The 12,308-nt window shown below is 35.4% G+C and carries 23 protein-coding genes; all 23 read left to right on the top strand.

What is annotated here, in order from left to right; translation table 11 throughout:
- Positions 1-134: 134 nt before the first annotated feature.
- Positions 135-665, top strand: coding sequence for a VanZ family protein (locus tag KQI85_RS12595; RefSeq protein WP_216576432.1), 531 nt, complete (start codon positions 135-137; stop codon positions 663-665).
- Positions 666-1,327: 662 nt separating this feature from the next.
- A complete protein-coding gene (gene rpsJ, locus KQI85_RS12590; RefSeq protein WP_216576431.1) occupies positions 1,328-1,645 on the top strand; it encodes a 30S ribosomal protein S10 in 318 nt (105 codons plus the stop codon).
- A 136-nt stretch (positions 1,646-1,781) separates the two neighbouring features.
- Complete coding sequence (rplC, locus tag KQI85_RS12585) at positions 1,782-2,468, top strand: 50S ribosomal protein L3 (RefSeq protein WP_216576430.1); 687 nt, start codon at positions 1,782-1,784, stop codon at positions 2,466-2,468.
- A 29-nt stretch (positions 2,469-2,497) separates the two neighbouring features.
- The gene (gene rplD, locus KQI85_RS12580) at positions 2,498-3,118 is read left to right on the top strand and encodes a 50S ribosomal protein L4 (protein WP_216576429.1); all 621 of its coding nucleotides are present in this window, start codon (positions 2,498-2,500) and stop codon (positions 3,116-3,118) included.
- On the top strand, positions 3,118-3,417 hold the full coding sequence (gene rplW / locus KQI85_RS12575; RefSeq protein WP_216576428.1) for a 50S ribosomal protein L23: 300 nt from the start codon (positions 3,118-3,120) through the stop codon (positions 3,415-3,417). Before rplD ends, rplW begins: the two co-directional genes overlap by 1 nt.
- A gap of 90 nt (positions 3,418-3,507) precedes the next feature.
- A complete protein-coding gene (gene rplB, locus KQI85_RS12570) occupies positions 3,508-4,347 on the top strand; it encodes a 50S ribosomal protein L2 (RefSeq protein ID WP_216576427.1) in 840 nt (279 codons plus the stop codon).
- Positions 4,348-4,368: 21 nt separating this feature from the next.
- Positions 4,369-4,650, top strand: a complete 282-nt coding sequence (gene rpsS, locus KQI85_RS12565; protein WP_216576426.1) for a 30S ribosomal protein S19 — start codon at positions 4,369-4,371, stop codon at positions 4,648-4,650.
- Between the two features lie 29 nt (positions 4,651-4,679).
- Positions 4,680-5,069 carry a 50S ribosomal protein L22 gene (gene rplV, locus KQI85_RS12560; protein WP_216576425.1) on the top strand — a complete coding sequence of 130 codons (390 nt, stop codon included), beginning with the start codon at positions 4,680-4,682 and terminating at the stop codon, positions 5,067-5,069.
- Positions 5,070-5,079: 10 nt separating this feature from the next.
- The gene (rpsC, locus tag KQI85_RS12555) at positions 5,080-5,736 is read left to right on the top strand and encodes a 30S ribosomal protein S3 (protein WP_216576424.1); all 657 of its coding nucleotides are present in this window, start codon (positions 5,080-5,082) and stop codon (positions 5,734-5,736) included.
- Positions 5,736-6,173 carry a 50S ribosomal protein L16 gene (rplP, locus tag KQI85_RS12550; RefSeq protein WP_216576423.1) on the top strand — a complete coding sequence of 146 codons (438 nt, stop codon included), beginning with the start codon at positions 5,736-5,738 and terminating at the stop codon, positions 6,171-6,173. Before rpsC ends, rplP begins: the two co-directional genes overlap by 1 nt.
- Positions 6,163-6,372, top strand: coding sequence for a 50S ribosomal protein L29 (gene rpmC / locus KQI85_RS12545; RefSeq protein WP_216576422.1), 210 nt, complete (start codon positions 6,163-6,165; stop codon positions 6,370-6,372). Before rplP ends, rpmC begins: the two co-directional genes overlap by 11 nt.
- A 24-nt stretch (positions 6,373-6,396) precedes the next feature.
- Positions 6,397-6,651, top strand: coding sequence for a 30S ribosomal protein S17 (gene rpsQ / locus KQI85_RS12540; protein WP_216576421.1), 255 nt, complete (start codon positions 6,397-6,399; stop codon positions 6,649-6,651).
- A 30-nt stretch (positions 6,652-6,681) separates the two neighbouring features.
- A complete protein-coding gene (gene rplN, locus KQI85_RS12535) occupies positions 6,682-7,050 on the top strand; it encodes a 50S ribosomal protein L14 (RefSeq protein WP_216576420.1) in 369 nt (122 codons plus the stop codon).
- Between the two features lie 13 nt (positions 7,051-7,063).
- Entirely contained in the window at positions 7,064-7,378 is a 315-nt protein-coding gene (rplX, locus tag KQI85_RS12530; RefSeq protein WP_216576419.1) for a 50S ribosomal protein L24, read from the top strand.
- Between the two features lie 23 nt (positions 7,379-7,401).
- A complete protein-coding gene (rplE, locus tag KQI85_RS12525) occupies positions 7,402-7,941 on the top strand; it encodes a 50S ribosomal protein L5 (RefSeq protein WP_216576418.1) in 540 nt (179 codons plus the stop codon).
- A gap of 16 nt (positions 7,942-7,957) precedes the next feature.
- On the top strand, positions 7,958-8,143 hold the full coding sequence (locus KQI85_RS12520; protein WP_216576417.1) for a type Z 30S ribosomal protein S14: 186 nt from the start codon (positions 7,958-7,960) through the stop codon (positions 8,141-8,143).
- Between the two features lie 28 nt (positions 8,144-8,171).
- Positions 8,172-8,573 (top strand): 30S ribosomal protein S8, encoded by a 402-nt coding sequence (gene rpsH, locus KQI85_RS12515; protein WP_216576416.1) that lies wholly within the window; start codon positions 8,172-8,174, stop codon positions 8,571-8,573.
- 142 nt (positions 8,574-8,715) lie between these two features.
- Positions 8,716-9,258, top strand: a complete 543-nt coding sequence (gene rplF, locus KQI85_RS12510) for a 50S ribosomal protein L6 (protein ID WP_216576415.1) — start codon at positions 8,716-8,718, stop codon at positions 9,256-9,258.
- Positions 9,259-9,276: 18 nt separating this feature from the next.
- Positions 9,277-9,645, top strand: a complete 369-nt coding sequence (gene rplR / locus KQI85_RS12505) for a 50S ribosomal protein L18 (RefSeq protein ID WP_216576414.1) — start codon at positions 9,277-9,279, stop codon at positions 9,643-9,645.
- Positions 9,646-9,659: 14 nt separating this feature from the next.
- On the top strand, positions 9,660-10,169 hold the full coding sequence (gene rpsE, locus KQI85_RS12500) for a 30S ribosomal protein S5 (RefSeq protein ID WP_216576413.1): 510 nt from the start codon (positions 9,660-9,662) through the stop codon (positions 10,167-10,169).
- Positions 10,170-10,182: 13 nt separating this feature from the next.
- Positions 10,183-10,365 carry a 50S ribosomal protein L30 gene (gene rpmD, locus KQI85_RS12495; RefSeq protein ID WP_216576412.1) on the top strand — a complete coding sequence of 61 codons (183 nt, stop codon included), beginning with the start codon at positions 10,183-10,185 and terminating at the stop codon, positions 10,363-10,365.
- A gap of 19 nt (positions 10,366-10,384) precedes the next feature.
- Positions 10,385-10,828, top strand: a complete 444-nt coding sequence (rplO, locus tag KQI85_RS12490) for a 50S ribosomal protein L15 (RefSeq protein WP_216576411.1) — start codon at positions 10,385-10,387, stop codon at positions 10,826-10,828.
- Positions 10,828-12,162: a preprotein translocase subunit SecY gene (gene secY, locus KQI85_RS12485; protein ID WP_216576410.1), complete on the top strand. Its 1,335-nt coding sequence runs from the start codon at positions 10,828-10,830 to the stop codon at positions 12,160-12,162. Before rplO ends, secY begins: the two co-directional genes overlap by 1 nt.
- The last annotated feature ends 146 nt before the right edge of the window (positions 12,163-12,308 follow it).

Here is a 12,308-nt window from a genome sequence, read left to right as displayed (position 1 = left end):
TAAAGCGCAGACTCGCAAAAAATATGAAGATATGTTAAAATAAGAGCCAGACAGTATAGTTGATAGGATTAATCATAAGACAAATATGTCTGGTTGACTATATAGAATATTAAAAATAGATAGGGCATGATTAGATGGATAAGAAAAATGAAAGTAAAATAAAAAAAGGCAGGATAGTCAAGCTGATTATAAGTTTTATGCCAATGATAGTTATGATGTTTATAATCTACTTATTTTCAGCAAAAAATGGTATGCAATCTTCACATACAAGTGGTGGAACAGTTAGTATAATGATTACTTTTTTTGAAAAAATTCCAGGAATCCATATTACACAGGCACAGCAGGTTAAACTTGCAAGATGCATGGAATTGCCGGTAAGGAAACTTGCACATATAACAGAATATGGAATATTACTTGCAACAATATACATACCGGTAGAGAAGAATTTTATACTAAAAAATAGTAAGAAAGCAATAATTTCGGTGGCAATAGCAATTCTTTATGCGGCAAGTGACGAATTACATCAACGATTTGTTCCGGGAAGAAGCGGAAGAGTAACGGATGTATTGATAGATAGTATAGGAATACTAGTGTCACTGTTTATATTGCAGATTATTTACCAAAAAAAGAGAAAATGCAATATGCAAAATGGAATGACAAATTAATATATGGGATATAATTATAGAAGAAAATATATTAGTGTAATGGCAGAAAATATAGATGTGATAAATGAAGAGGATTTAATAGTAATAGCATAAGTATGTTTACTAATGTTGTTAATAATGAAAGTCTGGGTTATAAAAATGACATCTAAAGAGTAATATTAAAAGTTCTCTCTTAGATATAAGTAGGTAGATGTTCTTGGAGAATATTAGGTTGAAGCTATGATAGCTTGTTTAATGAATAATAGTAAGCAAAGTTGAGTTACTTAGAGAGAAAAATTAACATCGATAGAATGAGTTTCTTCTATATTATATAAGTTGAGAAAACAGATGAAAATATAAACAAAAAATTAAATAAATAACTAAATCTAAAAAAACATTAGCAAGCTAAAAAAAAGAAAAAAACGCTTGCATTATTTGAAAGTATGTTATATAATAATATCTGCTGTGGCATGATAGCTGTGAAACGTGAGGTTGCTGCATTATATGCAGGTTTTCCGTGGAGCGAATGTCAAGTTAGGAAACTGGCGACAAGTCACTGTACAAACAACATTAGACACATTAGATGTGAAAGTGCGTGTGTAATTGCGAAGATACACACGGAGAAGTGTACAGTCACCGCTTGTCGTACTGATATTAAGTGCGAAAAGGAGGCGACTTTTTTTATGGCAAGTCAAGTAATGAGAATTACATTAAAGGCTTATGATCACGAATTAATCGATCAGTCAGCTAAGAAAATTATCGAAACTGTTAAAAAGACAGGATCTCAGGTGAGTGGACCTGTACCTCTTCCAACTAAGAAGGAAGTTGTTACAATCCTTAGAGCTGTTCATAAATACAAAGATTCAAGAGAACAGTTCGAACAGAGAACACATAAGAGATTAATCGATATCATTACTCCATCAACAAAAACAGTTGATGCATTATCAAAATTAGAAATGCCAGCTGGTGTTAACATCGATATCAAGATGAAAAACAAATAATTAATTAAGTAAGTAATCCTGAAGGGTTTAGATATAGAAGCAACAAGTGTTACGCATGTTCCACTTATATTTGACTGTTCTAGGATGATTGCGCAAAATGCACAATCCGCTGTAGATTAAACAGGAGGTAAAAACAATGAAGAAAGCAATATTAGCTACTAAAGTCGGAATGACACAGATCTTCAATGAAGATGGTGTATTAGTTCCAGTAACTGTATTACAGGCTGGTCCTTGTGTAGTAACACAGGTTAAAACAGTTGAAAATGATGGTTACAGTGCTGTTCAGGTTGGTTTTGTTGACAAGAACAAAGTTAAAACAGTTAACAAAGACAAGAATGGCAAAAAATCAATTGCACATAGAAATGGTGTAAACAAAGCAGAAAAGGGTCACTTTGATAAAGCAGGAGTTTCATATAAGAGATTCGTAAGAGAATTCAGATTTGAAAATGCTGAAGAATATTCAGTAAAAGATGAAATCAAAGCTGATATCTTTGCAGCTGGCGACAAGATTGACGCATCAGCAATTGCAAAAGGTAAAGGATTCCAGGGCGCTATTAAGAGACATGGACAGTCAAGAGGACCTATGGCTCATGGTTCTAAATTCCATCGTCATGCAGGTTCTAACGGTTCAGCAACTACTCCAGGTAGAGTATTCAAAGGTAAGAAGATGCCAGGACATATGGGAGCTAAAAAGATTACAATTCAGAATCTTGAAGTAGTAAGAGTTGACGTTGAGAACAACTTAATCTTAGTAAAAGGTGCAGTACCAGGACCTAAGAAAGCTTTAGTAACATTAAAAGAAACAGTTAAATCTGGTAAATAAGCTTATATCAAGGAAGGAGGCAATCACAGATGTCAAAAGTATCTGTTTACAATATTGAAGGTAAAGAAGTTGATACATTAGAACTTAGCGATGCTGTATTTGGTGTTGAAGTTAATGAACATTTAGTACACATGGCAGTTGTAAGTCAGCTTGCAAATAAACGTCAGGGAACACAGAGTGCTAAGACTCGTTCAGAAGTTCGTGGCGGTGGTAGAAAGCCATGGAAACAAAAAGGAACAGGTCATGCAAGACAGGGTTCAACAAGAGCTCCACAGTGGACAGGCGGCGGTATGGTATTCGCTGTTAAGCCTAGAGACTATTCTTTCAAATTAAATAAAAAAGAAAGAAGATTAGCTCTTCAGTCAGCATTAACATCAAAAGTTAATGAAAACAAATTTGTTGTTTTAGATGACTTCAAATTAGATGAAATTAAGACAAAGAAATTCATTAAAGTATTAGAAAACTTAAAAGTATCAAAAGCTTTAGTTGTATTAAATGAAAATGATAAGAATGTAATTTTATCAGCAAATAACGTACCAAACGTTAAGACAACATTAACAAACACAATTAACGTATATGATATCTTAAAGTATGATACAGTAATTGTAACAAAGGCTGCTGTAGCTACAATCGAGGAGGTGTACGCATAATGGCTGATTTAAAATATTATGATGTAATCCTTAAACCTGTTATTACAGAAAAAAGTATGGGTGCTATGTCAGAAAAGAAATATACTTTCTTAGTACATCCATCAGCTACAAAAAATCAGGTAAAAGAAGCTGTTGAAAAGTTATTTAAAGATACAAAGGTAGCAAGCGTTAACACAATGAACTGTGAAGGTAAAACTCGCAGAAGAGGTGCTACATTTGGTAAAACAGCAAAAACAAAGAAAGCTATCGTTACATTAACAGCAGATAGCGCAGATATCGAAATTTTCGAAAGTCTTTAATTATAGAAACTGAGTACTAGAATAAACTATTAGTACGTGAATATTAGAACACACGTGGATGTGTTGATAGAGTTGAAAGGAGTGAAAATAATGGGAATCAAAAAATATAACCCATATACACCTTCCAGAAGAAATATGACTGGTTCAGATTTCGCTGAAATCACAAAAACAACTCCTGAGAAAGCATTATTAGCTTCAAAGAAGAATACAGCCGGTCGTAATAATCAGGGTAAAATCACTGTAAGACACCGCGGAGGCGGAGTTAAGAGAAAATATAGAATCATCGACTTCAAGAGAAGAAAAGATGGAATTCCAGCTACAGTAGTTGGTGTTGAATACGATCCAAACAGAACAGCAAATATCGCATTAATCAGCTATGCTGATGGTGAAAAAGCATACATCCTTGCACCAGCAGGTTTAACAGATGGTATGAAAGTAATGAGCGGTACAGGTGCTGAAATCAAAGTTGGTAACTGTTTACCACTTTCAGAGATTCCAGTAGGTACACAGATTCATAACATTGAATTATATCCTGGAAAAGGTGGCCAGTTAGTTCGTTCAGCAGGTAATGCTGCACAGTTAATGGCTAAAGAAGGTAAATATGCAACATTAAGATTACCATCAGGCGAAATGAGATTAGTTCCAATTATCTGCCGTGCAACAATCGGTGTACTTGGTAATGGAGATCACAACCTTGTAAATATTGGTAAAGCTGGTCGTAAACGTCACATGGGTATCAGACCTACAGTTCGTGGTTCTGTTATGAACCCTAATGACCATCCACATGGTGGTGGTGAAGGTAAAGCAGGAATCGGTCGTCCAGGCCCTGTTACACCTTGGGGTAAACCAGCTCTTGGCTTAAAGACAAGAAAACGTAAACACTCAGACAAGTTAATCGTAAGAAGAAGAAACGGTAAAGCTATTAAATAGTTTATAAGGAGGTTAGAACCTATGGCTCGATCACTTAAAAAAGGACCATTCGCTGATGCAAGCTTACTCAAGAAAGTAGACGCTATGAATGCTGCAGGACAGAAACAGGTTATCAAAACTTGGTCACGTCGTTCTACAATATTCCCTCAGTTCGTTGGTCACACAATCGCAGTTCATGATGGAAGAAAACATGTACCTGTATATGTAACAGAAGATATGGTTGGACACAAACTTGGTGAGTTTGTTGCAACAAGAACATATAGAGGACATGGAAAAGACGAGAAGAAAACAGGAAATCGTTAGTCAATTGTAATTGAAAGGAGGTTTAATCCATGGCAAAAGGACATAGATCCCAAATTAAAAGAGAAAGAAATACTACTAATGTAGAAACAAGACCATCTGCAAAATTATCTTACGCAAGAGTATCAGTTCAGAAAGCATGTTACGTACTTGATGCTATCAGAGGTAAAGATGTTCAGTCAGCACTTGGTATTTTAGCATACAATCCTAGATACGCTTCTAGTGTAATAGAGAAACTTTTAAAGTCAGCAATTGCAAATGCTGAGAACAATAATGGAATGAATCCAGATAACCTTTATGTTGCAGCTTGTTATGCAAACAAAGGACCAACAATGAAGAGAATCAAACCTAGAGCACAGGGTAGAGCTTACAGAATCGAAAAGAGAATGAGCCACATTACTATCGTGCTTGATGAAAGATAAGGAGGGCAATATGGGACAAAAAGTTAATCCTCATGGCTTAAGAGTCGGAGTTATTAAAGACTGGGACTCAAAATGGTATGCAGAAGCTGATTTTGCAGATAATCTTGTAGAAGATTATAATATCAGAAAGTTCCTTAAAGAAAGATTATATAGCGCAGGTGTTTCAAAGATCGAAATTGAAAGAGCATCTGACAGAGTTAAAGTTATCATCTTTACAGCAAAACCAGGTGTTGTAATCGGTAAAGGTGGAGCTGAAATAGAAAAATTAAAAGCAGAAGTTCAGAAATTAACTGACAAGAAGCTTATTGTTGATATTAAAGAAGTTAAGAGACCAGACAGAGATGCTCAGTTAGTAGCAGAGAATATTGCACTTCAGTTAGAGAACCGTGTTTCTTTCAGAAGAGCTATGAAATCTACTATGGCTAGAACAATGAAAACTGGTGCTAAAGGTATTAAGACATCTGTTTCAGGACGTCTTGGTGGAGCTGATATGGCTCGTACAGAATTCTACAGTGAAGGAACAATACCTCTTCAGACATTACGTGCTGATATCGATTATGGATTTGCAGAAGCAGATACAACATACGGTAAAGTAGGCGTTAAAGTTTGGATTTACAAAGGTGAAGTACTTCCAACTAAAGAAGTTAAGGAAGGGAGCGAACAATAATGTTACTACCTAAGAGAGTAAAACATCGTAAACAATTCCGTGGTACTATGGCAGGTAAGTGTACAAGAGGTAACAAAATCACTAATGGTGAATATGGTATCGTAGCACTTGAGCCATGTTGGATCAAATCAAATCAGATAGAAGCTGCCCGTATTGCTATGACTCGTTATATCAAACGTGGTGGTAAAGTATGGATAAAGATATTCCCAGACAAGCCAGTTGTTCATAAACCTCTTGGTGTTCGAATGGGTAAAGGTAAAGGTAACCTTGAATATTGGGTAGCAGTAGTTAAACCAGGACGTGTAATGTTCGAGCTTTCAGGAGTTCCTGAAGAAGTAGCTAGAGAAGCATTACGTCTTGCAATGCACAAACTTCCTTGCAGATGTAAGGTAGTATCACGTGCGGAATTAGAAGGCGGTGATAACAGTGAAAATTAATAAACTTGTAGAAGATTTAAGAGCAAAATCAGCAAACGAATTAAGTGATGAATTAGTAGCTGCTAAAAAGGAACTTTTTAATTTGAGATTCCAGAACGCAACAAATCAGTTAGATAATACAAGCAGAATCAAAGAAGTAAGAAGAAAAATTGCGAGAATTCAGACAATTATTACTGAAAAGGCAAATGCTGCTGAATAGTCCTATTGAAAGGAGGCAATTCTTGTGGAAAGAAATTTAAGAAAGACTCGTACAGGTAAAGTTGTTAGCAACAAAATGGATAAAACTGTTGTAGTTGCAGTGGAAGATCATGTAAGACATCCACTTTATAACAAAATCGTTAAGAGAACTTATAAATTAAAAGCACACGATGAAAACAACGAATGTTTAATCGGAGATGTTGTTAAAGTTATGGAAACTAGACCACTCTCAAAAGATAAGAGATGGAGATTAGTTGAGATTATTGAAAGAGCTAAATAATAGATATTTTGGCAAAAAGGAGGTTATGGCATGATTCAACAGGAAACAAGACTAAAAGTTGCTGATAATACTGGTGCTAAAGAGTTATTATGTATCAGAGTTATGGGCGGTTCTACTAGAAGATATGCTAATATCGGCGATGTAATCGTAGCTTCAGTTAAAGATGCAACACCAGGCGGTGTTGTAAAGAAGGGCGATGTAGTTAAAGCCGTTGTTGTTCGTACAGTAAAAGGCGCACGTCGTAAAGACGGTTCTTATATAAAATTCGATGAAAATGCTGCTGTAATTATTAAGGAAGACAAGAATCCTAAAGGAACTCGTATATTTGGACCAGTAGCAAGAGAGCTTAGAGAAAAACAGTTTATGAAAATTGTTTCTCTAGCACCAGAAGTATTATAAGGAGGTGTCGGTTGTGTCAACTTTAAAAATCAAAACAGGTGACTTAGTAAGAGTTATCGCTGGTAAAGATAAAGGCAAAGAAGGCAAAGTAGTATCAATCAATAAGAAAGATAATACAGCTATCGTTGAAGGAATCAACATGATCTGGAAACACGAAAAGCCAAATGCTCAGAACCAGAATGGTGGCAGAATTCAGAAAGAAGGACCTATTGACCTTTCTAACGTAATGTACGTAAATAAAGGTACTGCTACAAGAGTAGGATTCAGAGTAGATGAGAATGGTAAAAAAGTTCGTTTTGCTAAATCTACAGGCGAAGTAATTGATTAATTTAAGAGAGGAGGTCACCAAAGTTGAGTAGACTTAAAGAATTATATAAAAATGAGATTTGTGACGCTATGGTAAAAAAATTCGGATACAAAAACGTAATGGAAATACCAAAGCTTGATAAAATTGTTATAAATATGGGTATTGGCGAAGCTAAAGAAAACGCTAAAATCCTTGATGTAGCTGTTAAGGAACTTGAGACTATTGCTGGTCAGAAAGCTGTACTTACAAGAGCTAAAAATTCAATTGCTAACTTCAAAATCAGAGAAGGTATGCCAATCGGATGTAAAGTAACACTTCGTGGAGAGAAAATGTATGAATTCCTTGATCGTCTTGTAAATCTTGCATTACCACGTGTACGTGACTTTAGAGGTGTTAGTGCTAACTCATTTGATGGAAGAGGAAATTATGCTTTAGGTATTAAAGAGCAGATCATTTTCCCAGAAATCGAATATGATAAGATTGACAAAGTAAGAGGTATGGATATCATCATTGTTACAACAGCAAAAACAGATGAAGAAGCTCGTGAATTGTTAACATTATTTAACATGCCATTCAAAAAGTAGTTAGGAGGGAAATTCCATGGCTAAAACTTCAATGAAAGTAAAGCAGCAGCGTCCACAGAAATTCTCAACAAGAGAATATTCACGTTGTAGAATTTGCGGTCGTCCACATGCATACTTAAGAAAATACGGAATATGCAGAATTTGCTTCCGTGAATTAGCATATAAAGGACAGATACCAGGCGTTAAGAAAGCTAGCTGGTAAGAGTGTAAATAGAAAGGAGGCAACTATAATGACAACTAATGATCCTATCGCAGATATGCTTACAAGAATTCGTAATGCTAATACTGCAAAACATGATACAGTAGATGTACCATCATCAAAGATGAAATTAGCAATTGCTGATATCTTAGTTAAAGAAGGATATATCCAGAAATACGATATCGTAGAAGAAGGAAACTTTAAAACAATCCGTATCACATTAAAATACGGTGCAGATAAAAACGAAAAAATTATCACAGGACTTAAGAGAATTTCAAAACCAGGTCTTCGTGTATATGCCAATAAAGAGGAGCTTCCAAGAGTTCTTGGTGGACTTGGTGTTGCAATCATATCAACAAACCAGGGTATTCTTACAGATAAAGAAGCTAGAAAACTCAATGTTGGTGGAGAAGTATTAGCATTTGTTTGGTAATTACCAAACAATGCTAAACTGTTGAAAGAAGAATATTAAATCGACTTTCAATAAATATATTTAAGATACAACTAATTAATATGAGCGGTGTGGATATAAGATTTACACAATATGCTCATTACTCAATTAAGGAGGTGCAGGCATGTCACGTATAGGAAGAATGCCTATCGCGGTACCAGCTGGAGTAACAGTTGATATTGCAGAAAATAATAAAGTGACTGTAAAAGGACCAAAGGGAACACTTGAAAGAGTATTACCTGCGGAAATGGAAATTAAATTAGAAGATGGACACGTTGTTGTTACAAGACCTAATGATTTAAAGAAAATGAGATCATTACATGGTTTAACAAGAACATTAATCGCTAATATGGTTACAGGTGTAACAGAAGGTTACGAAAAAGTGCTTGAAGTAAACGGTGTTGGTTACAGAGCACAGAAGAATGGTAAGACATTAGTATTATCATTAGGATATTCACATCCAGTAGAAATGGTAGATCCAGAAGGTCTTGAAGCTATCGTTGAAGGACAGAACAAGATCATCGTTAAAGGTATTGATAAAGAAAAAGTTGGACAGTACGCTGCTGAAATCAGAGAAAAAAGAGCACCAGAACCTTATAAAGGTAAAGGTATTAAATATGCTGATGAAGTTATCAGACGTAAAGTTGGTAAGACTGGTAAGAAATAATATAGGAGGGTAAAAAGAATGGTTAGTAAAGAATCAAGAACAGTAGTTCGTCAGAACAAACACAGAAAAATCCGTAACCGTTTTAGCGGTACAGCTGCTAGACCACGTTTAGCTGTGTTCAGAAGTAACAATCATATGTATGCACAGATCATTGATGATACAGTTGGTAAAACTCTTGTATCAGCATCTACCCTTCAGGAAGAAGTTAAAGCTGACTTAGAAAAAACTAACAATGTTGCTGCTGCAGCAAAATTAGGTGAAGTTATTGCTAAGAGAGCTTTAGAAGCTGGTATTACAACTGTTGTTTATGACAGAGGCGGCTTCATATATGAAGGTAAAGTAAAAGCATTAGCAGAAGCAGCTAGAGAAGCTGGATTAGAATTCTAGAAGGAGGAGAACACATGAAAAGAACAATCATTGATGCTAGTCAGTTAGAATTAGAAGAAAAAGTAGTATCAATTAAGCGTGTAACTAAGGTTGTTAAAGGTGGTCGTAACTTCAGATTTTCAGCTTTAGTTGTTGTTGGTGATAAAAAAGGTCACGTTGGCGCTGGTATGGGTAAAGCTGCTGAAATTCCAGAAGCTATCCGTAAAGGTAAAGAAGATGCTACAAAGAATCTTGTTAACGTTGCAGTTGATGAGAACGGAAGTATTCCACATGATTTCTTAGGAAAATTCGGAAGTGCTTCAGTATTATTAAAGAAAGCTCCAGAAGGTACTGGTGTTATCGCTGGAGGTCCTGCTCGTTCAGTAATCGAACTTGCTGGTATCACAAATATCCGTACAAAATCATTAGGTTCAAATAACAAACAGAATGTTGTTCTTGCAACAATCGCTGGTTTAAGTCAGATTAAGACTCCAGAAGAAGTAGCAAGACTTCGTGGAAAATCTGTTGAAGAAATATTAGGTTAAGGAGGACATAGAGATGGCAGAGAAATTAAAGGTTACTTTAGTAAAATCACCTATCGGTGCTGTACCAAAGCATAGAAGAACTGTTGAAGCTCTTGGCCTTAACAAAATGCATAAAACTGTTGAATTACCAGATAACAAAGCAACTAGAGGTATGATTCAGCAGGTTGGATATATGTTAAAGGTAGAAGAAATATAATTAGAATGGAGGTGCAGGAATGAACTTATCAAATTTAAGACCTGCAGAAGGTTCAAAACATAGCAATAATTTCAGAGTAGGACGTGGACATGGCTCAGGAAACGGAAAAACAGCTGGTAAAGGTCATAAAGGTCAGAAAGCACGTTCAGGCGGAAGCATCAGACCAGGTTTTGAAGGTGGTCAGATGCCTTTATACAGAAGAATTCCTAAGAGAGGTTTCACAAATAGAAATACTAAGGAAATCGTTGGTATAAATATTAGTGCATTAGAAGCATTTGATAATGACGCTGTAGTTACAGTAGAAACATTAATTGAGACAGGCATCGTTAGAAATCCAAGAGATGGTGTTAAGATTCTTGGAAATGGAGAACTTACTAAGAGATTAACAGTTAAAGCTAATGGATTCAGTGCGGCTGCTAAAGAAAAGATTGAAGCTCTTGGTGGAATTGCTGAGGTGATTTAATGTTAAAAACACTCCGTGACGCATTTAAAATCAAAGAATTAAGAGATAGAATTATATTTACTTTTTTGATGTTGGTTGTTGTTAGGATAGGAAGTTTACTTCCTGTCCCAGGAGCTGACACAAGTTATTTTGCCAGCTTTTTTGCGAAGCAGTCTGGGGACGCATTTAATTTCTTTGATGCATTTACTGGTGGTTCATTTTCAAACTTATCAGTATTCGCTTTGAGCATCACACCATATATTACATCTTCAATCATTATTCAGCTTCTTACAATTGCAATACCTAAATTAGAGGAGATGCAAAAAGAAGGTGAAGACGGAAGAAAAAAACTTACACAGATTACAAGATACCTTACTGTTGCACTTGCACTTATCGAGTCAACAGCAATGGCAATTGGATTTGGTGGAAGTGGACTTATTGCTAACTATTCAACAATGGGTTCAGTAGAAAAAGTATTAGCAATCTTCATTATTGTTGCAGCTCTTACAGCTGGTTCAGCAGTACTTATGTGGATCGGTGAAAGAATTACAGAAAAAGGCGTTGGTAATGGTATATCAATAGTACTTTTAATTAATATTATTTCACGAGCTCCAGATGATATTAAGACACTTTGGGATCAGTTTATAGCAGGAAAGACACTTGCAAAAGGTCTGCTTGCAGCAGCAATTATTGTAGCCGTAATAATACTTATGGTTGTATTTGTTTGCGTTTTACAGGGTGGTGAAAGACGTATACCAGTTCAGTATGCTCAGAAAGTTCAGGGTAGAAGAATGGTAGGCGGTCAGTCAACAAACATTCCATTAAAGGTTAACACAGCAGGTGTTATACCAATTATCTTTGCATCATCATTGATGCAGTTTCCAGTTGTTATTGCATCATTCTTTACGATTGATTACAATACTATTGGTGGAAAGATCTTAAGAGGTCTTTCATCAAGTAACTGGTGTAAAATAAGTGAACCAATATATTCTATCGGTTTACTTGTATATATTCTATTAGTAGTATTTTTTGCATACTTCTATACATCAATTACTTTCAATCCTTTGGAAGTAGCTAATAATATGAAAAAACAAGGTGGATTTATTCCTGGTATTCGTCCAGGTAAGTCTACTACAGATTACTTAACTTCAATATTAAACTATTTAATTTTCATTGGTGTTGTTGGACTTATTATTGTTGCGATTATTCCAATAATATTTACAGGTCTTTCAGGTGCAACCGTATCTTTTGGTGGTACATCATTAATCATCATTGTTGGTGTAATTCTTGAGACAATCAAACAGATTGAATCAAAGATGGTTGTACGTAATTACAAAGGATTTCTTAATAATTAGTTTAATAGGAGTACTTAGTTCATGATTACAGCTCACCGGAAAGAAATAGTCATATAGGCCGTAGATCTGGTGGGCTGTTTTAGAATAAGCACTTCGCATATTTCGATAGTAATACAATTATAATGAAGTTAAAGCGGAGGCAAGAG

Origin of the sequence: Falcatimonas sp. MSJ-15 (assembly GCF_018918265.1) — a bacterium.
Taxonomy (GTDB): Bacteria; Bacillota; Clostridia; order Lachnospirales; family Lachnospiraceae; genus Falcatimonas.
The sequence above is the reverse complement of the archived record's forward strand: the minus strand, read 5'-3'. Positions and strand labels throughout refer to the sequence as shown.

Bases quoted from the DNA above. Each gene is read 5' to 3' on its own strand.
- rpsC (WP_216576424.1), top strand. From the start codon at position 5,080: ATGGGACAAAAAGTTAATCCTCATGGCTTAAGAGTCGGAGTTATTAAA.
- secY (WP_216576410.1), top strand. From the start codon at position 10,828: ATGTTAAAAACACTCCGTGACGCATTTAAAATCAAAGAATTAAGAGAT.
- rplV (WP_216576425.1), top strand. From the start codon at position 4,680: ATGGCAAAAGGACATAGATCCCAAATTAAAAGAGAAAGAAATACTACT.
- rplO (WP_216576411.1), top strand. From the start codon at position 10,385: ATGAACTTATCAAATTTAAGACCTGCAGAAGGTTCAAAACATAGCAAT.
- rpsS (WP_216576426.1), top strand. From the start codon at position 4,369: ATGGCTCGATCACTTAAAAAAGGACCATTCGCTGATGCAAGCTTACTC.
- rplB (WP_216576427.1), top strand. From the start codon at position 3,508: ATGGGAATCAAAAAATATAACCCATATACACCTTCCAGAAGAAATATG.
- rpsJ (WP_216576431.1), top strand. From the start codon at position 1,328: ATGGCAAGTCAAGTAATGAGAATTACATTAAAGGCTTATGATCACGAA.
- rplW (WP_216576428.1), top strand. From the start codon at position 3,118: ATGGCTGATTTAAAATATTATGATGTAATCCTTAAACCTGTTATTACA.
- KQI85_RS12595 (WP_216576432.1), top strand. From the start codon at position 135: ATGGATAAGAAAAATGAAAGTAAAATAAAAAAAGGCAGGATAGTCAAG.
- rplC (WP_216576430.1), top strand. From the start codon at position 1,782: ATGAAGAAAGCAATATTAGCTACTAAAGTCGGAATGACACAGATCTTC.
- rpmD (WP_216576412.1), top strand. From the start codon at position 10,183: ATGGCAGAGAAATTAAAGGTTACTTTAGTAAAATCACCTATCGGTGCT.
- KQI85_RS12520 (WP_216576417.1), top strand. From the start codon at position 7,958: ATGGCTAAAACTTCAATGAAAGTAAAGCAGCAGCGTCCACAGAAATTC.
- rplN (WP_216576420.1), top strand. From the start codon at position 6,682: ATGATTCAACAGGAAACAAGACTAAAAGTTGCTGATAATACTGGTGCT.
- rplP (WP_216576423.1), top strand. From the start codon at position 5,736: ATGTTACTACCTAAGAGAGTAAAACATCGTAAACAATTCCGTGGTACT.
- rplR (WP_216576414.1), top strand. From the start codon at position 9,277: ATGGTTAGTAAAGAATCAAGAACAGTAGTTCGTCAGAACAAACACAGA.
- rpsE (WP_216576413.1), top strand. From the start codon at position 9,660: ATGAAAAGAACAATCATTGATGCTAGTCAGTTAGAATTAGAAGAAAAA.
- rplF (WP_216576415.1), top strand. From the start codon at position 8,716: ATGTCACGTATAGGAAGAATGCCTATCGCGGTACCAGCTGGAGTAACA.
- rplD (WP_216576429.1), top strand. From the start codon at position 2,498: ATGTCAAAAGTATCTGTTTACAATATTGAAGGTAAAGAAGTTGATACA.
- rpsH (WP_216576416.1), top strand. From the start codon at position 8,172: ATGACAACTAATGATCCTATCGCAGATATGCTTACAAGAATTCGTAAT.